This window comes from Brevundimonas bacteroides DSM 4726 (genome assembly GCF_000701445.1).
Classification (GTDB): Bacteria; Pseudomonadota; Alphaproteobacteria; order Caulobacterales; family Caulobacteraceae; genus Brevundimonas; species Brevundimonas bacteroides.
On the sequence record NZ_JNIX01000010.1, the window covers coordinates 52,690 to 74,689 of the forward strand.

Genomic DNA, 22,000 nt, shown 5'->3' on the forward strand with positions numbered 1-22,000 from the left:
CTGTCTGGACGGATCAGGTCAGGGCCTCCAGAGCAAGGGTCGACCCGGCGCCGTTGCGCACGGCGAACACGCCTTGGACGCGTCTCCCGGTCGGGGTTCGCGCGATATGGACGATCCGGTCCACGGCCTGTTCAATGAATCGGGCCCCGGGTGTGGCCACGACCTCCCCCAACAGGTCGAGCAGTCGGCGTGGGACGTCGTGGGCGGTGTTGGCGTGCACGGTGGACATGCCGCCCGGGTGGCCGGTGTTCCAGCTCTTGAGCGTCTCAAGCACGGCGGCCCCGTCCCTCAGTTCCCCCACGACGATGCGGTCGGGCCGCATGCGCAGGGCGTCGCGTACCAGATCAGCGATGCCGATGGGCGGCGACCGTCGGGTCATGACCGCGACCTGGTCCCAGGCGCTCACCTGGAGTTCCGGCGTGTCCTCGATCAGGAAGACCCGGTCTCTGGCGTAGGCCGGGTCGGCGAGGATCGCATTGGCCAGGGTGGTCTTTCCTGATCCGGTGCCGCCAGAGACGAGGATGTTCATGCGGCCCTCGGCGGCAGTCTGCAGCGCTTGGGCCTGCGCCCGCGTCATCACGCCCTGGCCGACATAATCGTCCAGGCTCCAGATGCGGGCCGGTCGCTTGCGGATGGAAAAGGTCGGGGCCGCCGCGACCGGGGGCAGCATGCCTTGAAACCGTTCCCCTGTCGGAAGGACGCCTGCCAGGCGGGGCTGACCCTCCGTCACCGGCTCGCCGATGTGGTCGGCGATCAGGCGGATGGCCCGGTCGCGCGCCTCGGCAGCGAGGATCACGCCGGTGTCCTCCCGCCCGATGCCCTGGTGGTCCAGCACCAGCCGTCCGTCGGGGTTGGCGAGGATCTCCACGACCGCATCGCTCTCGAGGGCGGCGAGCACGGCCGGACCGAGGGCATGACGAAGCGCCTCCAGCCGGCGCTCCGCCGCGACCGGATGGCGGGTCATGGCACCGTCCTCTGCGCGTCCAGGGTCGCCTCGGCGCTGTGCACGGCGTCCCGCGACCGGCCGGAGACGATGCGCGCTGCCGTGGCGTCGAGCAGGCGCTCGATGCGCGCCTCCACCGAAGCCCGCAGAAGGGGATCGTCATCCGCCGCCACATCGGGCAGGCGCAGGAAGAAGGCCCGGGCGAGCTCGACCACCAATTCCTGCACGATCTGCATGTCGCGCCCCATGGCGCGCATGTGGTCGCGCAGGCCCAGTTCGAGCCGGAGCAGGCGGTCCTCGGGGTCCGCACGTGGCGCGCCGCGTAGTCCGCGGGCGATGGCCTGGCCGGCCGCCTGGCTCACGGGCATGCGGCCGGCCCGGGCTTCGCGGGCGAGGGCGGCGGCAATCTTGGCGTCGGTCAGATAGACCTGGACCCTATGTGCCTTGACGGGTGTCCGGGGCATCACGCGCTCCTTGCAGATGATCGAGGGCCGCTTCCTGTGCGGCCATCTCTTCGGTGACCCTCCCAAAGATCGCGGCGACCCTGCGGGCCGTCGCCTTGTCGGTCATGGCCGCCGTCACCTCCTTGAACAGCGGCAGGGTGGCCTCGGCGTCCTGTCCCAGGGCCCTTCGGCCCGTCCAGGGATGGATCGGCGCCAGAGGCCCGTCCAGGCCCTGGGCCTGATCCGGCGCGGCCAGCCCCGCCCGCCCCCGGAACGGTGCGCGTCGGTCGTACTGGAGCTTCCTGGCCAGCAGGGGCTTTCGCCCGGCCACGAACATGACCTGGCGGTCGTCGGCCAGGCCCCGGATGTCGCCCGGTTCGAGCAGGGGCCGGTCGGTCTCGGCGCGCGACACCGACGTCCGGCCGGGTCCGAGGCCCGCGGGGCCGCTCGCGCTGCGGCGGTGTTCGATCACGCTGCCGCTGAGACGGGAGACCTTGTCCTGGGTGAGCGGATCCAGCGCCGCGAAGGCCGTCACGACATGGCAGTTGTCCAGGATGGTGTTGTTGGCCCCGTAGGTTTCGACGATGTCGTTGAACGACTGGGCGACGAGCATCGGCTTGACCCCGTAGCCGCTCATCAGCCTCAGGGACTTCTCGAAGAAGGAGAGGCGTCCGAGCAGCGGAAACTCATCCATGACCATCAGGAGCCGATGACGCTTGGCGCGTCCGGTGACGTCGTGGCGGGCGTCGACGGTCAGGGCCTGGGCCGCCGCATAGAAGAACAGCCGCAGGAAGGGGCGGAGCGCGGCGGCGTCGCCGGGCGCGGCCTGGACGTAGAGGGACAGGGGCGCCTCGGCACACATCAGGTCCCCAAGCGTGAAGTCCGAGGCGGACAGGACCCGCTCGAGCTCGTCGCCGGCCATCCAAGCCAGATAGGACCGCGCCGTGCCCTGGACGGAGGTCCGGAAACGGTCGTGCATGGCTGCATAGCCGGTGACGGCGGTGCGTATGAAGGGATGGACCTCGGGCGCGCCGTCCGGGCCGGTCCGATGTAGTGTCTTGAGCATGAGGTCGGCCGAGGCATCGAGGTCGGCCAGCAGGGTGCGCACCGTCAGCAGCGTCTTGGCCTCGTCCTCGGCGACGTGGAGGACGTGCAGGATGACGGCCGCGAGGATCTCGGAGGCGGCCTTGTCCCAGATCGCCTCGTCGTCCCGCCGTCCCCCCGGATCGGAGAGGATGGCGACCAGGCGCTGGATCTGGGCCAACTCGCCCGGTCCCGGCTGGATTTCGGCCAGGGGGTTCCAGCGCGCGGAGGCGGGTCTGCGGGGATCGAGGTAGAGGGCGTGGGAGAATCGCGAGCGCCAGCCCGCGGAGACCTCCCACAACTCCCGTTTGGGGTCATGGACGAGCACGCTGTTGGTCCAGGACAGAAGGGTTGGCACGACGTGGCCCCGTCCCTTGCCGCTGCGCGTTCCGCCGACGACCAGGCTCGGGCGCAGGTCGCATGTCGCCAGCAGTCGCCCCTCCATCAGGCCCAGCACGGCCCCGCCGTCCTCAAGCAGGCCAGCCCTTCGGGCCTCGGCGAGACCGCCCCAGCCGCGCACCCGCCGGCTTCGGCCCGCGCCGTCCAGCGCGGTCCCCGCCCCGAGACCGGCGACGACGGCGAGAAGCACGAGGGGGGCGGTCGATGAGAGGACGGGGTCGATCTCGGCCCCGAAGCGGGCCTTCCAGGTCCAAAGGGCCCAAGGGGGATAAAGGACCGTGTCTTCGAAGACTCTCAGATGGGATCCCAGGGCGGGCGCATGGTGATACCGCCAGGCGACCACCTGGACCGCCGCCTGACAGCCGAGGGCGAGCCCCATCGCAAGCCCGATCCAGCGCGCGGACGGCCTCATGGCGTCGCCTCCCCTCCCCTGTCGACGTCGTCGCGCAGGCGTCCGGCGACCATGACCAGGCGAGGGGCAGCCGTGATCCGCCGCTGATGCCAGGCCTGCAGGCCCTCCAGCCATCGGGGTCCTGCGCCTTCCGGCGGATGCCGAAGAAGCAAGGACCGGTCGATGTCGTCCTCGCCGAGAACCGCGCGCTCGGCCGCCCGGAAGGGGGCCAGACGACTGGCGATCCGCTGATAGGCGCTTAGCAGGGCGGAACTGCCCGTGGCGCGAACGGCGTCCTCCATGACGCCCTCGACGCTCGCGCAAACCGGGCCGGAGCTGTCAGCGGTCGCCGCCACCTGCGGGTCGCCCAGTTCGGCCGCGGCCGAGAGGCAGGTGAGACGAAAGCGATAGGCGTCTGCGAGGTCCGCCGCCTCCATGCGGGGCGCGAAAAAGCCTCCGGTCGGGCCCCGTTCGACCAGGCCATAACCGCAGAGCCAGCCCAGGGCCTCGCGCACGGGTGTCGTCGAAAGGCGCAGGCGCCGGGCTTCGTCCTGGATGACGATGGGCTGGCCCGGGGCGTCGCGCCCGGCTTCGATCCGGGCGCGCAGGCTCGCGAGCGCTGAAGAAAACGGGTCGTGTCGTCGGGTCACGGCGTCCTCCGAAGCCCGGCTCTCTCACCCAGGGACGACGGTTCGCCAATGGGTTGTCGGATGGCCGGGGCCAGACCCGCCACTCTTCGTCGCAGTGTCCGCCGGGAACCGGCGGTGTCACCGACGCTTTTTGACGGGTTCAGCCGCTACCGGCTTGACGCGGGCCTGGCGACGGCAGTCACCGGAGTCCATCCCTGGACCCCGAGGATTAAAACGGGAGGTTGCGACGTGTCCGAGACGGTCCGCTCCGGCTTGCCAGACGGCGCCCTTCTTTCGAAGGCGATCAAGGCCGCCCGCGCCCGGCGTCGGCTGACCACGTCCGAGGTCGCGCGGCGCATGAATCTGCCCACCCGCACCTATGAGCGCTTCGAGGCGGGAGAGACCCGGCTCAACATGGATTACCTGCACCGCTTCGCGCGGGCCCTGGACTGCGATCCTCACGCCGTGCTGTTCGCCGTGCTCATCGGATCCCCCGCCTTCGCCGCCCGGGCGGCGGACAATCGGTTTGGGTCGATCCTGATGATCGGGCTTCGATACCTTGACGCCGCGCTCGGGGACCGGCTCGCCGATCTCGAGGTCCGCACCCTGGTGTCGGCGGTCACCGCGATGACGGATCGCCTGGTGGCCCAGGGCGGGCCAGACGATCCGGCCGGGCGGTGGCTGCGCGAGGGTCTTGAGGCTCTGGACGCCGGTCGACCCGGACCAGGACGGCGCTGAAGACCTGCCCCGGCCAATCCCGGGACCTCACTAAGTTCCTGAAATATATTTGAGATATAGCTTCACACATCCCTGGACGAGACGTCTTCTGATCGGGCCACACCCGTGGCGATCAAGAGAAGGAGACTGCCATGACCACGCTGATCCGCCTTGTCCGTCTGGGCGACGCCCGTGCCCTCACTCGCGACGCCCTGCCGGGCCCGTATCTGGAGATGGGCATCTTCCCGAGCCGCACGGTCGAAGGCTGACCGGAGATCGGACGGTCGCGCGCGGCCGTCCGATCGCACGCCCCCGCGTCTGTTCCCCTCATGCTCTGGCCCGCGCCCAAGGTTCATTTCGCCCAAGTCCGGAGCGACATCGTCGTCCTGGACCTGCGAACGGACGCCTACAGCTGCCTCGTCGATGGCGGCGCCTGGCTCCGTATCGAACCGGACCAGAGCCTGACCGTCGCGTCCCCCGAGTATGCCGCGGCCCTGGTGGACGCCGGTCTCGCCGCCCCCGGCCCGTCTCCGGGCCGCCGGACGTGGACGCCGGCCACCCGGGCCATCGCGCCAGAGGCGCCGACGCGCCCCCTCCTGGTGATGCTCTGCGCGTCTCGGCTCATGGCGAGCACGCTGACCTTTCGCAGCTGGACCCTTTCGGGCCTGCTCGCCCCGTCTGCTCCTCCCCGGCACCGAAGCGCGCGGCTCGTCGACGCGCTGTCGGCCCATCGTGCCGTCCGCCCCTGGATCCCGTTCGAGGGCGAATGCCTGCAGACCGCCTATCAGCTGCGCCACTGGCTGCGCGCCTGCGGTCACGATCCGGCCTGGGTGTTCGGTGTCCGGACCTGGCCCTTCGCCGCCCACTGCTGGCTCCAGATCGGCGACGGCGTCGTGGGCGATCGCCTGGAGCGGGTGAGCCGCTACACACCGATCCTCGTCGCCTGATATGGGAGACTTCGTTCTCGTCGTCGGCCCACATCCCCCAGTCCCGGGCGATCCGGTCCGTGCGGCGCTGAGCCAGGCCGCCCGCGAGGACGGATGGCGGCCTCGATCCCTGTCCCCCAAGGCGGAGGTGTTCACCTGCGGACCGCATCCGCCGCGAGTGCTTGGCGTCGGTCCCTGGCGGCTGATCGGGGACGCCTTCGATCGAGACCACCCGGTGTTCGACGGGATCGGCGCGGACGATTCCGCAGCCTATGAGAAGAAGCTGCTCGCCCGCATCTGGGGCCGGTTCGTCGGCGTGCGACTGACGCCGGGGGGCGAGCTGGGCGCGGTGCTGCGCGACCCCTCCGGTGCCCTGGAAGCCCTGGTCTGGAGCCAGGACGGGCTGACGCTGGTGTGTTCGACCTGGCCCGACTGGCTTCACCGCACCCTCAAACCCGCCTGGCGGATCGATGTCGCCCGCCTCGGCCACCTCCTGGTCGATCCGCTGGCAGCGGTCGGTCCGCTCGCCCTGGCCGGACCGGTCAGCGTCGGTCCAGGGGACCTGCTGGAACTGCCCCTGCCCGGCCGTGTGGTCCCCCTGTGGCGTCCGGTCCGGATCGCGGATCGCCGCCCTGACCGTCCGATCGACGCCACCGCACGACATCTGGTCTCGGCGATCGACGAAGCCGTTCGGGGGCTGGCGGGGGCCGGCGGACCGATCGCGGCGGAGGTGTCAGGCGGCCTCGATTCCAGCCTCGTCGCCGCCAGCCTTGTCGCCCAGGGCCAGTCCCCGCGTGTCTGGCTCAACGCCCACGGCTCCTCGGCGGAATCCGACGAGCGCGCGTTCGTCGCCGAGCTCGCGGCGCGGCTGGGGATCGCTCCGGTCAGCCAGTCCCTGGCGAGCGGACCGCCGGACGAGGCCGGCCTGCGATCGATCTCCCAGGGGCTGCGACCGGGCCTGAATGCCATGGACCTGCGTCAGGACGAGGCCTGGGCCGCGCGGATCGTCGAGGCGGGAGCCGGGGCGGTTCTGACGGGCAAGGGCGGCGATTCCGTCCTGGTCCAGGGGCTGGGTCCCGAGCCACTCGCCGACCGGTGGACCCGCCTCGGCCCGCGCGCCCTGTTCTGGTCCGATCTTCCGGGGCTGGCCCGGACGACGGAGCGCTCGGTCTGGAGCCTGGCGCTCGAGGCCCGCCGAAGAACGGCTCTGCCGGATCCCCACCCTCTCGGCGACCGTGGCCTGGTCAATCCGGACCTGCCGCTGCCGCCCCTGCCCGCCTGGCTCGAGGGCGCAGGACGCCTCGGGCCGGGCAAGGCGATGCAGATCGCCGGCATCCTCAACAACATCGGGCGTCATGGCCCGTCGCGACAGTCCGCGCGGATCGACCCCCGCCATCCTCTTTGCGCCCTTCCCGTCGTCGAAGCCTGCCTGGAGATCCCTACCGATCAGCTGATCCATGGCGGCCGCGACCGGGGACTGGCGCGACTGGCCTTCACCGATCGCCTTCCGCCGGCCATCCTCGCCCGTCGCTCCAAGGGCGATCTCACCCGGCTCTACGGGGGGATGGTGCTGGGCGGCCTCGGCTTTCTCCGATCGTGGCTTCTGGAGGGTCGGCTTGTCGCCCTGGGCCTGCTGGATCGCGAGTGCCTGGAAGATCGGCTGACCCGAGAGGCGCTGATGTGGCGCGGCGGCTACGCGGAGATCATGACGGCGGCGACTGTGGAAGCCTGGGTTCGGACGTGGGAGGCGCGCCTGGATCCGGGCCGGTAGACGGCGGGTTCAGCGTCTCCTCCAGCCAAGCGAAAATCTGGGCGTAGAGATCCCGGATATTGGCCGGGCTCCACAACAGGTGCTCCTCGCCCCAGTAGGTCACAAGGCGCGCTCTCCGTCCCATCCGGGCGAGGGCGGCGAACAGCCGCTCGGCCTGGGACATAGGCACGAAATCCTGGTCGGCGGTGATGAGGAGCACCGGCTCGGTGATCCGGTTGGCCTGAAGAAACGGGCTGGCGGCGGCCCAGGCGGTCGGGTCGCGCCAAGGCGGACCGACGGACAGGCCTTGACGCGTTTCCACCCAGCCGGCCTGCTGGCGCAGGCTAAGCCCGTCGGCGGGGCTGTAGCGCCCGGTCGGCGAGGCTTCACCCCAGTATCCGGCGAGGTCGGTGAGACCCGCCCAGACGACGTAACCACGATGACGCCGCGCGCGGGTGGCGATCGCGGCCGCCGCGTATCCGCCCCAGCTGTGTCCGACCACGACCGAGCGATCGACCGGCAGATCCGGATGTTCGGCCGCGAGGGCGTCCAGCGCGCGATCGACTCCGGCGGAGAGCCGCTCGCCGGACTGGGCGTCGGGCAGATCGAGCGGCAGGGCCGGCACGAGCACGACGTAGCCCGCGCCGGCGAGCACCTGGGGCCGCAGCCCATAGGTCAGGGTCGCGGGGCCGGACCAGGGTTCGGGGGCGGCCGGTCCGGGATAGACTTCGACGACCACCCCGCGGACCGGCGTCCCCTCCGGCGGCCGATACACGAGGCTCACCGTCGGCCGACCGCCTGCGTCGGGGTGTTCCAGACGGTCCGGGGCCGCCAGGACCACCCCGCTGAGACCAGCGTTCACCCGGTCGATCTCGCGCGACCCCCGCGCGTCGGTCAGCCTGAGGCGCTCGGACAGGCCGTCGCGTTCGAGCCAGAGGATGGCGTCCGCTCCAAAGGCGAGCCAGCGCACATCGCGCGACGTCGCGGGCGTTCGAAGCCGCGGCGTCCCGTCCGCACCCAGCACGAACCCGTTTCCATCGGCGGCCACGGCTGCGGTCCAGTCCTGCCTCGGCGGAGCGTTGACGCGCAGCCGCCAGGGCCGTTCGAGATCGGCGATCACGGGCTCGGCGAGGCCGGTCATCGACCCGACCGGCCGCGCCCCCTCCGGCGTCAACCGCCACAGCCGACCCTCGGCGACCAGCCGCGGGCCGTCGTCCGCGACGGCGGAAATCCGACCCGCGGCGGCCGAGAGGCTTCCGCTCAGGGCGACGGGAGACCGGTCAGGGTCCAGCTTGCGCCAGTCCGCGCGCCCCGTCGCCGCGTCCGACGCCCGGAGGACGGGGTCCCGCCCGAGCCAGCCGGCCCGGACGCCACCGAGGCGATCGGGCCGTCGTCCAGGCGGCAAGGCCAGGAGACCATCCTGCCGGAACACCCGGGTGGCGCCGTCGGGAGCCACGGCGACCAGCCGCCCCTCGCCGGTTTCGGCGGTGGTCCATATCAGGACCTCGGCGCCGTCGCTCGACCAGGCGAGGAGGTGGGGCGCAACGTCCAGGCCCGGGAGGGTCTCGAGGCGAACCCCGGTCGCGAGGTCGACCATCGTCAGACGGTGGGTTCGTTCCAGGCCCATCTGCTCCACCTGGTCCAGTCGCTGGGGCACGGGTCGATCGGCCTGGAGCGCGGCGATGGTGCGCTGGTCCGGCGAGACGGCGAAGTCCGCCACGGAGCCCTGGATCAGTGTCCGGATATCCCGTGAGCCGACATCGAACATCACCAGCGCCCGGTCGGGCTCGGGTGGCCCGATCGCCACGCCGTCCCGCGCCTCGATCACCGTGCGGGACGCGGCCCGCCCCTCGGCGGTCCGGGCCCAGCGATCGGGCAGGGCGGCCGGGCCGGGGGAGGCGTAGCGCAGGAGGAAGGGCGGGCTGCCATCCGGCCGGACCGTCGCCGCCAGCCGGTCCGCATCGACCCACTGCGCTGCCTGTCCGAGCAGCGGCAGGTCCGGCGTCGCCCCCGTCCACCAGGCCGCGCCCGTCTGGACCTCGACCACGCCGATCTCCAGCCGCGCGCCGGTCAGATGAAACACCGCCAGGTGACGACCGTCCGGACTCCAGGGGCCCAGCACCATGCCTCCGGCGGGATCCGCCACCAGAAGCTGCGGAGGACCGCCGTCGCGCAGGTCGATCCGCCACAGCCGGGTGATGGCCCAGAGGGAGCGCGGCCCCAGGTCATAGCGGGGGGCCTGGTCATAGGCGGCGCGCCGCTCATAGACGGCCCAGCGTCCGTCGGGCGAGATCGAGGCCCGAACGATGGCCTCGGTCGAGACGATATCCTCGACCCGGAGCGGTCGGGCCTGTGAGCCGGGGAGCCCGGCCTGGCCTTCGGCGGCGAGGACCGGGGTGGGCCAGGCAAGCGCCAGCGCCGCCAGGAGGCGGATGATGAAACCGGTCATGGTCCGGGCTCACCAGCGCCGGATCAGCTGCAGCGCCACCGTCCGTCCGACCAGACTGGCCTGGCCAGGATCGAAACCGAAGCCGCTGGGGGCGTCGTAGAAGGGCGGATCGGCATCGAACAGATTGGTCACGGACAGGGCCGCGGTCAGGCCCTGGAAGCGTCCCGTCGCCGGCGACCAGCGCAGCTGGGCGTCCCAGGTGTTCCAGGCGTCGATGCGCGCTCCCAGGCGGTCACGGTAGTCCGAAACATGGTTCCAGAAGAGCCCCAGGCTGAGCGCCTCGCGCGACCAGACCCCGCCGGCGCGAGCCCGAAGGCTCACTGGGTAGCCGACGAGGTCGACCACGTCGCGGACCGGCGCGGCCGGAGTCGGTCGGGTGTCGTAGTCGAGGATGAGGGAAGCCGAGCCGTCAAGCGCCAGGTCCCCGCCGCCGAGCGTCAGGGTGCGGCGCGCGGTCAGGTCGAGGCCGCGAACGCGCACCTCGCCGGTGTTGACCCAGCGCCCATCGACGATCGCGCCATAGGTCGTCTCCGGATAGAGGCCGGCGAAGGGGAAGTCCGGACGCCCGACATAGGACCGGACGAGCGCCAGGTCCGCGGGGCTGGTCCCCGGGCTGACGAGGCGCACGAAGGGGGCGAGCGTCGGGTCGGTCAGGACACCGGTGAGGTTTTCGGTCGCGGGTTGGGCGTTACGGTCGCTGAAGGTGGTCTCAAAGGCCCCCAGGCCGATCTCCAGGCCCGCGGGCCCGCGCCAGTCCAGCCCGAGCGTCCAGGTCTCGGCGGTCTCTGGCTCGAGGTCCGCGTTGCCGCCGTAGACGTAGAGGGCCAGAACCCGGGCCCCGTCTGTGCGCGGCAGGAAGGTCACCGAGGCCACCTCCGCGTCGCCGATCTGCGGCAGGGAGGGCGCCCGGAAGGAGGTTCCCCAGGAACCCCGCACGGTCAGGGTCTCGACCGGTTCCCACACCACGCCCAGCTTGGGATTGGCCGTCGAGCCGAAGTCGTCGTAGTCTTCCACCCGCCCGGCGAGCGAGACCTCCAGGCGGCGCAGTCCCGGCCTTCCCGGCCCTCCCGCGACCAGCGGAATGCGGGCCTCGGCGAACACAGCCGCGATCGAGCGGCCGACCTCCGGGGTGCGGGTCTCGACCGGCGCGGGCGTCGAGGCGAAGGCGACGGTCGCCGTCTCGAAAGTCTCCTCGCGCCACTGCAGGCCGATGGCCAGATCGACGGTCCCGGATGGAAGGTTCAGGAGCGGGCCGGTCAGAAGCAGGTTGGCCGAACGGGCGGTGCTTCGGTCCTGCGCCCCGCTGAAGCCCTGGCCGATGAAATCCAGCACCGCCCGCCCGTTGGCACCGCCCGCGCCGAAGGGATTGAAGAAGCCATCCACAGCCGCGCGATAGGTGGTCGCCGGATCGTCCGGCGTTGTGCCGAGCGCTTCGTTGAGGAAGCGGCTGTGCACCCGACCGGCGACGCGGCTCTGGCCCTCTTCTTGCGCAAAGGCGAGATAGCCGTCGAGCGCCCAGGCGTCACTCAGGGCCCAGTCAAACCCGGCGGTGAGACCCAGGCTCTCCGAACGGCCGCTCTGGCGGGTGTTGCCGAGGTCGCGATCGAACGCATAGCCGACGATATGGCTGGCCGCCCCGGTCGGGGACACGAAGAAGGGATTGGCGCGGGTGACCGCGAACACCCCGATCGCCGGCGCTCCCGTGAGGCTGTAGTCGCGGCGGTTGACCCGCACGTCGGCCGACAGGTCGAGACGCTCGCCGACCGCCTGGCGCACCCGGCCATAGAGGCTGTAGCGCTCGATCTCGGGCAGGAGGTCCTGCCCGAGGGTGGCGGACTGGAGATTGGCGACGCCTGCCGCAAAGTCCGCCGGCGTGGCCGCCACGCCCGAAGCGCCTGGCCTGATGGCGAACAGCGGTCGATAGGTCGAGGTCGCGGCGTCAAAGGCGATCAGATTGCCCGGCGCAGCGAACAGGTTGCGCCGGTCCGAGCCGCCGAAGGGCCGCAGGTCGCCGTCGGCCGTATAGGGCCGGTCGAGAGAACTCAGGCCGTCGACGCTCTGATACTCCAGCGCCGCATAGGCCGCTCCGCCCGACCAGCGCTGCCCGAACAGGTGGGAGACAAGGACATCCTCGACCCCGCCCTCAGCGGCCCCCAGGCGCAGGCGGCTCTCCTGGCCGTCGATCGAGGGCTTGAGGATGACGTTGACCACGCCCGCCACGGCATCGCTTCCGTAAAGCGCGCTGGCACCGTCAAGAAGCACGTCGACCCGCTCGACGGCCGCGGACGGCAGGGCCGAGACATCGCCGAACTCACCGCGGAAGCCGGTCCCTGCGACGCGTCGGCCGTTGACCAGAAGCAGGGTCGAGGCCGGTCCCAGGCCGCGCAGGTTGACGCCGGTCGCCACGGTCGCGTTGGAGCCCTGGCGGTCGGAGGCGGCAAGCTGGACGACGGGGGTGGCCGATCCGGCGTAGTTCTGCGGCAGGGCGGCCAGGGTCTCGGCGACGGTGGCGTATCCGCTCCGGTCGAGCGCATCGCGATCCAGCGCGAGCACCGGCGAGGCCAGCTCGCCCGAGGCCCGCAACAGGGTCCCGGTGACGACCACGGCCTCCAGCTCCACCGTCTCGCCGACATCGAGCGCCTCGGCAGGATCGTCCCGGCCGATCACGATCACGCCCGGACGGGTCTGGGACCAGGCGAGCCCCGTCCCGGCCAGGAGGCGATCGAGCGCGGTGTCGGCATCCATTCGGCCCGAAAGCCCCGCCGTGGTCCGTCCTGCGACGAGGTCGCCGGGGACCAGCATCTGGCGGTCGGCCTGGGCGGCATAGGCCGTCAGGGCCTCGCCCAGGGATCCGGGCGCGATGGCGAAGTCTCGCCCGTCCTGGGCGCAGGCCGATACACTGATGCCGGCGATCCCCATCGCCAGGGCCGATCCGGCCAGCAGACTCGAACGATACATAGGCGTGTCTCTCCTCCGCCGCCCCCGTGGCGACGAACAAGAGACGGTCGGGACCCCCGGTAACCCCGGAGCTCCGACGCAAAAAAGTTTCAGGGCGACGACAGGACGATGACGCCGTCGCCGCGCTCGCGGGCCTGAAGCCCATAGGCCTCGGCCACGGCGGCGGTGAAGGCCGCCCGGTCGCCGGCCCGGAAAACGCCGGTCACCGGCGTCCGGGCGAGCCCCGCGGCCTCCAGCACGACACCGCGTGGCAGATAGCGGTTGACCTCGACCACCGCCGCAGCGAGCGGCGTGTCGCGAAACACCAGCCGGCCTTCGGTCCAGCTCGTCTCGGCCTCTATGTCGGCCATGGCGGTCTCGATCGTCGAACCCGCCAGGCGGGCCCCCTCCCCCGCCTCAAGCCGTTCGACGGGTCCGGATCCCCCGCCCCGGACATCGACGACGCCCGAGACGAGGACAACCTCGACGTCCTCCAACCCCCGCCAGACCTCGAAGGCGGTGCCGACGGCCGTGACCGAAGCTTCACCCGCCCGGACCTCGAAAGGCCGCTGCCTGTCCGGCGCGACGTCAAAGAAGGCGCGGCCGGACACAAGCTCGACGTGTCGGCCATCGGCGGCATAGCGCACGCGCACGACCGAGGCCGTGTCGAGCCGCACCGAGGACCCGTCGGCGAGCTGCACCAGCCGCTGCTCGCCGATCCGGGTCTCGTACAGTCCGCGCCCGCTCCACCAGCTCCAGCCCGACCAGGCCAGAACGACAGCCACGCCGAGCCCGACGGCGAGCGTCCCCGGTCCGGTCCAGCCGAAAGCGATGGCGCGTTCGCGGCGCTTGCGGTTCAGCGCCTCGCTGACGGCCTGCTGGATATCGGCGTCGCCCGCGAGCGCCCCGGTCGCGGCCCAGACGGTCTCGACGCGGCGATAGGCGTCGGCGTTCACGGGGTCGGCGCGCCAGGCGAAGAAGCGCTCGAGCGCCTCCTCGCTCACAGACGGAGCGGACAGTGTCTGGTGCCACTGGGCCGCTTCGCGTTCCGCTGCCTCCATGCGGGCCTTGTCGCCGCTCATGAGCCCGTCCCCACTCCTGGATCGACCTGGCCGGATGCGCCCTGCGGGTGCGCCGCTTGGGGCGCTCGCCATGCGCAACCGCCCGTCGAGGCTGCCTCTGCGTCGACACCGGCCAGAGAAAGCCATCTCGCGCCGGTTGAGGCAAGCGTCACGGGACCGGGCGGCGTTCAGCCAGCCGGCGCCGTCGCGGACCAAACGGTCGCCTCCAAGACGGCGAACCGAGTTGATTCAGGCGGCCGCCGGAACGGGTCACAGGGACCCCAGCCATCACCCGCTCCCACCGACGTCGGGCATGCTTCGCCTCTTCAGGAAACCGAAAAAGCGGGTCGATCGGCGCCATTCGCTGCCTCGGTCTCACGACGGCGCCACACGACAGTCTGCATCGTCTCTGCGCCAGAAGCTGTCTTTCAATGACCTCCGAAAATACGACATTCAGACGGATGCCAGCAGCTGCTCTCCGGCCTGCCGCCATGGACCGCCTTCGACCCTTAGCGGACCTACCAGTCACGATCGGCGTCTGGAAGATGACTGATGAGCAGACGTCAGGCCTGAGGGGTTAGCAGCGAACATTCGAGTCCAAATGCGACGGCTCGCCGCTTCAGAGGCCGTGGCTCCGACGCTCATGATTGGTCGGAACGCTGTCTGATGATAGGGTACCTAACGCAAGAAGCGGGGAAGCTCGCATGAGCGTGACATTCGGCAGGACCACGCCGATCCTGCGCGTCGCTGACCAAGCGCGGGCTCTGGCTTATTACACGGACATTCTCGGGTTTAGCCGCGAATGGGGAGATGAATACTCTTCCTCGGTGCGCCGTGGAGAGGCGACGATCATGCTAGCAACAGGCGATCAGGGTCAAGGCGAAGCTTGGCTCTATCTGGGGGTGGATGACGTCGATGCATTGCATGACGAGATTGCGCCCAAGGGCGCGATTGTCCGGACCGGTCCAGCAAACTACCCGTGGGGTGCCCGCGAGCTGCATGTTGAGGACACCGAGGGTAACGTGATCAGGTTTGGCTCGGACGCTACCGGAGAGCCGGACGGCGATTGGATCGACACCGATGGTGCCCGCTGGATTTACACATCCGAGTGCCGTTGGCAGCCAACGCACTAAGGCGGCTGTCTACGTGGAGCCAGGTGCAGACCTCACAACAACATCCGACCAGCTTCCCAACGGCGGACATTCCGAACTGCCACTCAGCCAGAATCGGCGATTGGATACGAATGTCCGATTCGCGCCAACAGCGGACATTCTCACGGTGGCCAGAACCGGCCATTCAAATGGGTGGGCTCTGTCGCCCCTGTCCAACCGGCAGCCTGTTTCTTGTTACGCACCGTTACGCGTCGAAACCGGTCAGACATCGAAGCCGGCCGTCCAAGGGTTAGAGCCCCATCAGCCGCAGGAGCCTCGGGCATGCTCCCCAGACAGTGACCCGCGCTGGCTCTGCAATCTGATGAGGCGCCGATGAGAGCTCGACATGCAGCTACCGTGATTGTTGTCGCGGCCCTCCTCTCCAGCTGTGGTGGGGACGGTGCCGAACCAGAAGGCGCCCTGATCGGAGCACCGTCTCCGGCACCGAACCCGTCGGTTCCATCTCCGCCGCCAACCTCATCGCCGCTGGCGTTCCTCAACCCGTTCCTGGCGGCCTCGACCTGGCCGATCTACCACGCCAACACCTACGCGACCGCGACCGCCGCCACGGTCGGTCCGGGCGTCGCGGACCGGTCCCAGAGTATCGCGTCCCAGACGGCCAGCCCTGGCGGTTCGCCCTATGTCTCGCCCTGGACGGTGTTCGGCGAAGTCTATGCGGATGGTTCTCAGCCCGTTTTGACGACGCCCAACGATGGGGTCGCCAAGTATCTGATCAGGGATGACACGTTCGAGGCGATCAGCTTTCTGCCGCTGGACCGGAACGTGGCGGACACCGACTGGGGCATTCTGATGCTGCGCGGCGGGACCGGGGTGGTCGCCGAACGCAGGACCAACCGCTTCATCGTGTTCGGCGACGCAGTCGCCGGCGATCCTCGATCCCGGCTCGAGATCAAGCGGCGCATCGACGTCAATCGGACCGTCTATGGATCGCTGCTGTCGCACTTCTCCCTCGCGCCCGACGGCGTTCTCATCGCCCTGACCGACGCCGATCGCCTGATTGCCGTGAACCTGCAGACGGGGACCGTTCTGGCGAGTTTCGATCTGCCCACGGACAGCGGAGCCAGCTTCCAGAACTCCTTCCCGATCGACGAGACGGGCCGCCTCTTCGTCGCCGCTCAGAACAAGACCGTGGCCGTCGATTGGCGCAACGGCCGTTTCAGCCTGGCGTGGTCGGCGACCTACGACATGCGCGGCCCCGGCTGCGAGGACGTGCCGCTGGATCGTTCGAGGCTGGAGGAGATCCGTGCCGTTACCAATGGCGAGACCTGCACCGGCACCGGCACGACGCCGACCCTGCTGGGCGATCCAGTCTCCGGCATCATGGTGATCGTCGATGGTCATTCGCCCAGGAACAATCTCGTGGCCTTCTGGCGCGGTGAGCCGCCGGCGGACTGGCGGCCCTTGCCGGACCCCAACCGCCCGGGCCGTTTCCTGGACCGGCGCGTGGCCGGCGTCTTCGCCTTGCCGTACTCGACACCGGACGGGCTGGGCTTCACGGCGCAGAACTCGCCTGCGGCGCTGGGCAACGCCATCGTCGTGGCCCAGTGGGCGGGCTTCAACCCCAGGGCCGATGCGTTGAAGGGCGTGCAACGGGTCGACTGGAGGCCCGAACAGCGCCGCTTCGAACTGGTGTGGGCCAACCCCAGCATCCTCTTCAATGGTGTCCCGACCATCGCCTGCGAACTGACAACGCCCTGTCAGACCTATGGGATGGGCCGCTATGGTGATCGCTACGCCTACACCTCTCTGGATCTGGCGACGGGCGCCGAGACGGGCCGGGTCGCGCTGGGCGCTTCGGACGCGGTTCTCGACCAGGGTAACAACCACTCGGTCGCCGCCGACGGCTCCATCGTCTACTCCGGCCGCACCCGCATGATCCGCGTTCGCTGACCGCCGCTCGTATCCCGGCTCGCGCAGCCCCTCAGGGAAATGGGACCGTTAGCGCCGTTCCAGCAGAACCGTGGCCGTCAGCCCGCCGCCCGGCGTCGGCGTCAGCACAATGTCGCCGTTCATCTGCCGGGCCAGAGTCTGCGCGATGGACAGCCCCAGACCCGCTCCCCCGGTTGCGCGGTTCCTGGACGGCTCGTGCCGGGCAAAGGGTTCAAAGGCGCGAGCGGCGAAGTCCGCGGGCAGACCCGGACCGTGATCGATCACCCGTATTTCGATCCGGTCGTCGGCTGCGGATCCGACGCCAAGAGACACGCCGCCTGCGTACTTCAGCGCATTGTCGATCAGGTTATCGAGGATGCGCCTGAGCGCCGCCGGCTCGGCCAGGCCGTAGGCGATCTCCAGCCGATCCGCGCCGACCGCCTGGCCGAGTTCCTGGCGCATGGTGACCAGGTCCTCGACGAAGCGGTGGAGGTTGACGACTTCGCGCCGCGGCTGTCGCGCTTCCCCTTGGGCGACCAGAAGGACGTCCTCGATCAATCCGGCCATCTCCGCGATGTCGGCGTCCGCCTTGGCCCGCTGCGCCTCGTCCTCGAGCCCCGCGACCCTGAGACGAAGCCGCGTGAGCAGGGTCTTGAGATCATGGGCGGCCGCAGCGAGCATGTTCAGACGTTCGGCCATGAGCCGGCGCAGCTCGGCCTGCATGCGGTTGAAGGCCACGGCGACGCGCCGAACCTCTTCGGGCCCGCGTTCCGCCATCGCTGGAGCGCTCAGATCGGCGGCGAAAGAATCCGCCGCCTCTGACAGGGACTCCAGCTGCGCGGTCGCGAGGCGGATCAGGCGGGCGACGAAGATGGCCGACAGCGCCGCCATGCCGAAGGCGACGACAAGGAAGACAGTGGTCAGGCCGCGCCTGCGCTGGGACACCCCCGGCGTGACATTGAGACGGCGCCCGTCGGCGAGTTCGACGGAAAACGCGTGCTGGCTGAGGACGGCGCCGCGCGGTCGCCACTCCCGGGCGACCTCGGGCCGTAGGACCAGGAACTCGCGGTCGGCGAGCGCCTGCCGGTAGCCTCGATACAGGGCTGGAGCCAGCCCTTCGTGCACCCGGTAACCGGCCGGAATACCGTCGCTGATGAAGAAGCGGGTCTGATCGCCGTTCAGTCCAATGAGATAGGCGTCACGGATCGCGGGCGGGGACGCATCGAGCGCCTCGGCCGCAGCGGCGACGCGTGACGGCATGGGGGGACGCCACGCCCCGCTTTCCGGCTCTCGCATCCAGAGCACGGCGGCCAGACCGAGGCCCTGGATCACGACCAGACCGCCCACGATGCCGACCGTCAGACGCGCGCCAAGCCCGATGCGCATCATGACGCTTCCGGCTGGACGGCAAAGAGATAGCCCGCGTTGCGGACGGTGCGGATGAGCTGGGGACTGCGTGGGTCGTCGCGCAGCTTGCGGCGAAGCCGGGACACCTGAATGTCGATAGACCGGTCGAAGGCGTCGGCGGAGCGACCGTGCAGGGCGTCCATGATGTCATCCCGGCTCAGCACGCGCAGGGGATGGCGGGTCAGGACCGCCAGAAGATCAAACTCGCCCGAGGTCAGTTCGACGATCTCGCCTTCGGGCGAGGTCAGCGATCGAGCACCATAGTCTACACGCCAGCCGCCGAAGGAGGCCCCACGCTGGCGCGGAGCGGAGCGCGTCCGACGCAGCAGCGCGCGAGTGCGAGCGATCAGCTCCCGGGGTTCGAAGGGTTTGCTGAGATAGTCGTCGGCTCCGATCTCCAGGCCGATGACCCGGTCGAGCGGCTCTGCCCGCGCCGAGGTGATCAGGACCGGGACGTCGCTCTGCGCCCGGAGCCGGCGGCAGAGGCTCAGACCGTCCTCGCCCGGCATCATGATGTCGAGAATGACGAGGTCTGGCGCATCGATCGCCGCGATCCGCCAGAACCGTTCGGCGTCCTCCGCCGCCTCACAGACGTACCCCTCCTGAACCAGAAGGGCGCGGACCAGCGACCGGATTTCCGGATCGTCTTCCACGATGATGATGCGCGAAGCAGCGGCCATGCGACTGGAATGACACCCCGCTCGGTCACGGCAAAGCCCCGGATACCTTCTGTTACACGACGGCGCCCGCCCGAAATCCCCCTGGGACGTGGCCGTGGGAGGGTTCTGTCGTCGGGGTTTCACCGATCGCTCAAGGAGCCAACATCATGACCCACTCCCCCAGCCGCCGTCTGCTCGCGACCCTGACGGTCGTCGCCTCCGCCGCCGCGCTCGGCGCGGCGTTGCTTCCCGCCACGGCCGAGGCCCAGTCCCGCGAGCGGCAGCGCTTCTCGACCTTCCAGGGCCCCCGGGTCACCGCGGATCGCCAGGCCGACATCTTTCGCAGCCGCGGGTCGGCCTCGATTGAACGGTCGGGCCAGATCAATGGCCAGCCGTGGGCGAGCAGCCGGTACCGTTCCAGCGCCCGCACCGATGACGGTTATGTCTCCAGCACGTCGCGCACGGGCCGGTCCGGCGTGACGCAATCCTGGTCACGGGATGTGTCCGTCGACGACGGCTACTACAATCGCTCGGCATCCGGGCAGAGCTCGACCGGCCGCGGCTACGGCCGCGAGGTCACCGCCCTGGACACCGGCGACAGCGTGGTGGTGACCCGCGAGCTCACGACCAACGGGGGCGAGACCCGGTCCTCGAGCACCGTCCGTCCCTACTGAACCGGTTCGACGAGCCGCCTCCTGAGGCTCGTCCGAGGACGCCCCGACCACCCACTGCCCCCCCCCGTTGGTCGGGGCGTCCATCCTCATTGGAGTTGAAATGCGCCATTTGTCTCTTTCCCTGATCCTGGTCAGCCTGGCTGTTGTCACACCGGTCGTGGCCCAGGTGGCTGATGTCTTCGGCAGGCTCGATCTGGACGGCGACCAACGCCTGTCGCGGCGAGAGGTCGATGCGGGGCGCGATGCCCTGTTCCAGCGGCTGGACGGCAATAGCGATGGACGGATCGTCGTCGGTGAACTCCGGGCCCTGGCCGCAACCGCCCAACGATCGCCGGGTGAGCGCAGAGATCCTCGCCAAGCTCTGGCACGACTTCGAGTGGCCGATCGTGACGGCGATCGCGCCCTCGACGCGGCCGAGTTCCGCAGTCTGGGAGGCGATCGCTTTGGTCAGGCCGACCTCAATGGCGACGGCTGGCTTGATCCAGCGGAAGCCCAGGCCCTGCGCAATCTCCTCGATCGCCCCTGACCCTAACCCGAGGACACTTCACCATGATCTCTGCCATCGCCATTACCGCCGCGCTCGCGCTCTCCGGACCTGCCGGTCAGGATCGCGATTTCAATCCGCCTGGATATCGGGGGGGCCGGGGAACGAACTGGGAGAACCCGCCGGGCGCTCTTGGCGGCCCGGGCGCCTCCCGGATCGCGTCTTCGTCTATCACGGTCAGCGCTACGTCTTCACTCCGCGCGGCGCCTACCTCTTCAATCCCCAGCTGGGCTGGTATCACCCGACCTATGGATGGTGGACCCGCGCGCGCTGCTGGGCCGATCCGGACGGCAATCCGCCCGGACCCGTCGGCGGTCCAGGAACCAACTGGGAGAATCCTCCAGGCGTCCGGGGCGGGCCGGGACGATCACCCGATCGTTATGCCCGCTGCCGCTGATCGCTGCGCAGGAGCCTGCCATGATCACCATCGACGCGCTGTTCCGCGGCCTGGCGCTCAGTCTGGGATTGGTGACCGCTGCGGGGCCACCGGTTCAGGATATGGAGCCGCCGCGCAACCCGGCCCTGGCGGACTCGACCTGGCCACTGTTTCACCGAAACGGCTATGCCCAGGCGGCTGGCGCGCTCGACGCCATCGCGCCGGGCGACGCCATCCGGATCCAGCGTCTGGACAACCCGGAGGGCGGGACCTCGCCCTGGACGGTGCTGGACGAACCCTACAGCAACGGCTCCCAAATGGCGCTGGGCAGCGTCCAGACCGGTGTCGTCAAATGGCTGCTCGACGGCGACCGCTTCGAACAGGTCAGCTACGTCCCGATCCCGCGGGGGCGGTTTGACTTCGACTGGTATGTCGCGCCGCTCGCGAACGGCGACATCATCACCACGAGCATCAGCCGCAACAGTCTCTATGTCCTCCGCGACGCCCGCCCCGACTGTCCCCGCTGCCCTCTTGTGATCGACCGAGTCATCGAGGTGCCGCGCGAGGCCGGCCGCCTGACCATCCACTTTTCGATCAGCTACGACGGTCACATCCTCATTCTCATGGAGGACAACCGCATCGCGGCAATCTCGCCGGCGAGCGGCCGCGTCGTCGCGACCGCCCCGATCGGGACGCGCCGCGATGCAGGCGGCTACGGCTACCACAATGCCTTCGCCTTGGATGAGACGGGCCGCATTTATATCTCCAACCAGCAGGGCGTGACGGCGCTTGATTGGGACGGGGTCCGCTTCTCGACGGCTTGGGAGGCGGCATATGACTTCCGTGGTCCGGGTTGCCGAGAGCCTCGCCGGCAATCCCGGCTGCGCGAGCGTCTGCGCACCATTCGCGGCATGATCTGCACCGGCACCGGCACCACCCCGACCCTGATCGGAACGCGGGAGGACGGTCTGGTGGTCATGACCGACGGTCACGCGCCCAACAACAACCTCGTCGGCTTCTGGCGGGACGATCCTCCCGATGACTGGCGAGGCCTCGCCGATCAGGATCGCAGGCTGGCGGGCCGCATCGCACTGCCGCTGTCGACGCCGGAGGGTGAGGGTTTCACGGCAGAGAACTCGCCTGCGGCGCTCGGAAACAGCATCTTCATCGCGCAGTGGGCGGGGTTCAACCCTGACTGCAGTCCGCCCAAGGGCGTCCAGCGCGTCGACTGGAACCCAACTGCCAGAGCGTTCGAGCTGGTCTGGGCGAACGCCAGCGTTCACTTCAACGGGATCCCAACGGCGTCGTCAGCGACCAAGCTGGTCTATGGTTCCGGACGAGCCAACGGGTGCCAGCTGGCGTATCGCGGGCTCGACATCGACACCGGCGATTTGCGTCTCGATATCCCGCTGGAAACCTCGGACGCCTTCACCGACCAGGGCAATCAGCAAACCGTTGCTTCCGATGGTTCGGTCATCGTGGGCGTGCGCAGAGGGCAGATGCGTCTTAGCCGGACGCCCCGTTGACGGAGGGATGTGCGCACGGCTTTCAGCCCTGGACCGTCCGCTTCG

The 22,000-nt window shown here is 69.8% G+C and carries 17 protein-coding genes; 8 read left to right on the plus strand and 9 right to left on the minus strand.

From position 1 onward, the window contains the following. Nucleotides 1-13: 13 nt before the first annotated feature. From trbB to Q333_RS0109850, 4 genes are read right to left on the minus strand one after another with little or no spacing between them, the layout of a single operon-like run. Nucleotides 14-964 (minus strand): P-type conjugative transfer ATPase TrbB, encoded by a 951-nt coding sequence (gene trbB, locus Q333_RS0109835; protein ID WP_029416632.1) that lies wholly within the window; start codon nt 962-964, stop codon nt 14-16. Next, entirely contained in the window at nt 961-1,407 is a 447-nt protein-coding gene (locus Q333_RS0109840) for a hypothetical protein (protein ID WP_029416637.1), read from the minus strand. The genes trbB and Q333_RS0109840 overlap by 4 nt, the downstream gene beginning before the upstream one ends. Beyond that, nucleotides 1,379-3,280, minus strand: coding sequence for a type IV secretory system conjugative DNA transfer family protein (locus Q333_RS17980; RefSeq protein WP_029416638.1), 1,902 nt, complete (start codon nt 3,278-3,280; stop codon nt 1,379-1,381). The genes Q333_RS0109840 and Q333_RS17980 overlap by 29 nt, the downstream gene beginning before the upstream one ends. After that, complete coding sequence (locus tag Q333_RS0109850; RefSeq protein ID WP_029416639.1) at nt 3,277-3,909, minus strand: GntR family transcriptional regulator; 633 nt, start codon at nt 3,907-3,909, stop codon at nt 3,277-3,279. The genes Q333_RS17980 and Q333_RS0109850 overlap by 4 nt, the downstream gene beginning before the upstream one ends. Nucleotides 3,910-4,137: 228 nt before the next feature. On the opposite strand from Q333_RS0109850, the gene Q333_RS16505 reads away from it, so the two are divergent. From Q333_RS16505 to Q333_RS0109870, 3 genes are all read left to right on the plus strand, one after another. Then, entirely contained in the window at nt 4,138-4,626 is a 489-nt protein-coding gene (locus Q333_RS16505; RefSeq protein WP_051651236.1) for a helix-turn-helix domain-containing protein, read from the plus strand. Between the two features lie 308 nt (nt 4,627-4,934). Then, the gene (locus Q333_RS16995) at nt 4,935-5,552 is read left to right on the plus strand and encodes a lasso peptide biosynthesis B2 protein (protein ID WP_029416643.1); all 618 of its coding nucleotides are present in this window, start codon (nt 4,935-4,937) and stop codon (nt 5,550-5,552) included. Nucleotide 5,553: 1 nt separating this feature from the next. Continuing rightward, the gene (locus tag Q333_RS0109870; RefSeq protein WP_029416644.1) at nt 5,554-7,302 is read left to right on the plus strand and encodes an asparagine synthase C-terminal domain-containing protein; all 1,749 of its coding nucleotides are present in this window, start codon (nt 5,554-5,556) and stop codon (nt 7,300-7,302) included. On the opposite strand, the gene Q333_RS0109875 is transcribed toward Q333_RS0109870, so the two are convergent. From Q333_RS0109875 to Q333_RS0109885, 3 genes are all read right to left on the minus strand, one after another. Then, entirely contained in the window at nt 7,235-9,730 is a 2,496-nt protein-coding gene (locus Q333_RS0109875; RefSeq protein WP_029416645.1) for a S9 family peptidase, read from the minus strand. The genes Q333_RS0109870 and Q333_RS0109875 overlap by 68 nt on opposite strands. A gap of 9 nt (nt 9,731-9,739) precedes the next feature. Beyond that, nucleotides 9,740-12,688: a TonB-dependent receptor gene (locus Q333_RS0109880; protein ID WP_029416647.1), complete on the minus strand. Its 2,949-nt coding sequence runs from the start codon at nt 12,686-12,688 to the stop codon at nt 9,740-9,742. An 89-nt stretch (nt 12,689-12,777) separates the two neighbouring features. After that, a complete protein-coding gene (locus Q333_RS0109885) occupies nt 12,778-13,749 on the minus strand; it encodes a FecR family protein (RefSeq protein ID WP_029416648.1) in 972 nt (323 codons plus the stop codon). A gap of 683 nt (nt 13,750-14,432) precedes the next feature. Between Q333_RS0109885 and Q333_RS0109890 the strand changes: the two genes are divergently transcribed. Both Q333_RS0109890 and Q333_RS16515 read left to right on the plus strand, forming a co-directional pair. Then, the gene (locus Q333_RS0109890; RefSeq protein WP_051651237.1) at nt 14,433-14,861 is read left to right on the plus strand and encodes a glyoxalase superfamily protein; all 429 of its coding nucleotides are present in this window, start codon (nt 14,433-14,435) and stop codon (nt 14,859-14,861) included. Between the two features lie 351 nt (nt 14,862-15,212). Continuing rightward, nucleotides 15,213-16,790, plus strand: a complete 1,578-nt coding sequence (locus tag Q333_RS16515) for a hypothetical protein (protein WP_157072427.1) — start codon at nt 15,213-15,215, stop codon at nt 16,788-16,790. 48 nt (nt 16,791-16,838) lie between these two features. Here the strand turns inward: Q333_RS16515 and Q333_RS16520 are convergent, their stop codons facing one another. Together Q333_RS16520 and Q333_RS0109905 are read right to left on the minus strand one after the other, a co-directional pair. Further along, nucleotides 16,839-18,155 (minus strand): sensor histidine kinase, encoded by a 1,317-nt coding sequence (locus Q333_RS16520; RefSeq protein WP_051651238.1) that lies wholly within the window; start codon nt 18,153-18,155, stop codon nt 16,839-16,841. Beyond that, nucleotides 18,155-18,856: a response regulator gene (locus tag Q333_RS0109905; protein ID WP_029416651.1), complete on the minus strand. Its 702-nt coding sequence runs from the start codon at nt 18,854-18,856 to the stop codon at nt 18,155-18,157. The genes Q333_RS16520 and Q333_RS0109905 overlap by 1 nt, the downstream gene beginning before the upstream one ends. A 146-nt stretch (nt 18,857-19,002) precedes the next feature. On the opposite strand from Q333_RS0109905, the gene Q333_RS0109910 reads away from it, so the two are divergent. The 3 genes from Q333_RS0109910 (at nt 19,003) to Q333_RS0109920 (ending at nt 21,955) form a co-directional block, all read left to right on the plus strand. Continuing rightward, a complete protein-coding gene (locus Q333_RS0109910; protein WP_029416652.1) occupies nt 19,003-19,509 on the plus strand; it encodes a hypothetical protein in 507 nt (168 codons plus the stop codon). A 100-nt stretch (nt 19,510-19,609) separates the two neighbouring features. After that, entirely contained in the window at nt 19,610-20,035 is a 426-nt protein-coding gene (locus Q333_RS0109915) for an EF-hand domain-containing protein (protein ID WP_157072428.1), read from the plus strand. 435 nt (nt 20,036-20,470) lie between these two features. Next, the gene (locus Q333_RS0109920) at nt 20,471-21,955 is read left to right on the plus strand and encodes a hypothetical protein (RefSeq protein ID WP_029416655.1); all 1,485 of its coding nucleotides are present in this window, start codon (nt 20,471-20,473) and stop codon (nt 21,953-21,955) included. Nucleotides 21,956-22,000: the final 45 nt, after the last annotated feature.

Excerpts from the sequence above, each read along its gene's own strand:
- trbB (WP_029416632.1), bottom strand. The coding sequence starts at position 964 with ATGACCCGCCATCCGGTCGCGGCGGAGCGCCGGCTGGAGGCGCTTCGT.
- Q333_RS0109840 (WP_029416637.1), bottom strand. The coding sequence starts at position 1,407 with ATGCCCCGGACACCCGTCAAGGCACATAGGGTCCAGGTCTATCTGACC.
- Q333_RS17980 (WP_029416638.1), bottom strand. The coding sequence starts at position 3,280 with ATGAGGCCGTCCGCGCGCTGGATCGGGCTTGCGATGGGGCTCGCCCTC.
- Q333_RS16995 (WP_029416643.1), top strand. The coding sequence starts at position 4,935 with ATGCTCTGGCCCGCGCCCAAGGTTCATTTCGCCCAAGTCCGGAGCGAC.
- Q333_RS0109870 (WP_029416644.1), top strand. The coding sequence starts at position 5,554 with ATGGGAGACTTCGTTCTCGTCGTCGGCCCACATCCCCCAGTCCCGGGC.
- Q333_RS0109875 (WP_029416645.1), bottom strand. The coding sequence starts at position 9,730 with ATGACCGGTTTCATCATCCGCCTCCTGGCGGCGCTGGCGCTTGCCTGG.
- Q333_RS0109880 (WP_029416647.1), bottom strand. The coding sequence starts at position 12,688 with ATGTATCGTTCGAGTCTGCTGGCCGGATCGGCCCTGGCGATGGGGATC.
- Q333_RS0109885 (WP_029416648.1), bottom strand. The coding sequence starts at position 13,749 with ATGAGCGGCGACAAGGCCCGCATGGAGGCAGCGGAACGCGAAGCGGCC.
- Q333_RS0109890 (WP_051651237.1), top strand. The coding sequence starts at position 14,433 with ATGAGCGTGACATTCGGCAGGACCACGCCGATCCTGCGCGTCGCTGAC.
- Q333_RS16515 (WP_157072427.1), top strand. The coding sequence starts at position 15,213 with ATGAGAGCTCGACATGCAGCTACCGTGATTGTTGTCGCGGCCCTCCTC.
- Q333_RS16520 (WP_051651238.1), bottom strand. The coding sequence starts at position 18,155 with ATGCGCATCGGGCTTGGCGCGCGTCTGACGGTCGGCATCGTGGGCGGT.
- Q333_RS0109905 (WP_029416651.1), bottom strand. The coding sequence starts at position 18,856 with ATGGCCGCTGCTTCGCGCATCATCATCGTGGAAGACGATCCGGAAATC.
- Q333_RS0109910 (WP_029416652.1), top strand. The coding sequence starts at position 19,003 with ATGACCCACTCCCCCAGCCGCCGTCTGCTCGCGACCCTGACGGTCGTC.
- Q333_RS0109915 (WP_157072428.1), top strand. The coding sequence starts at position 19,610 with ATGCGCCATTTGTCTCTTTCCCTGATCCTGGTCAGCCTGGCTGTTGTC.
- Q333_RS0109920 (WP_029416655.1), top strand. The coding sequence starts at position 20,471 with ATGATCACCATCGACGCGCTGTTCCGCGGCCTGGCGCTCAGTCTGGGA.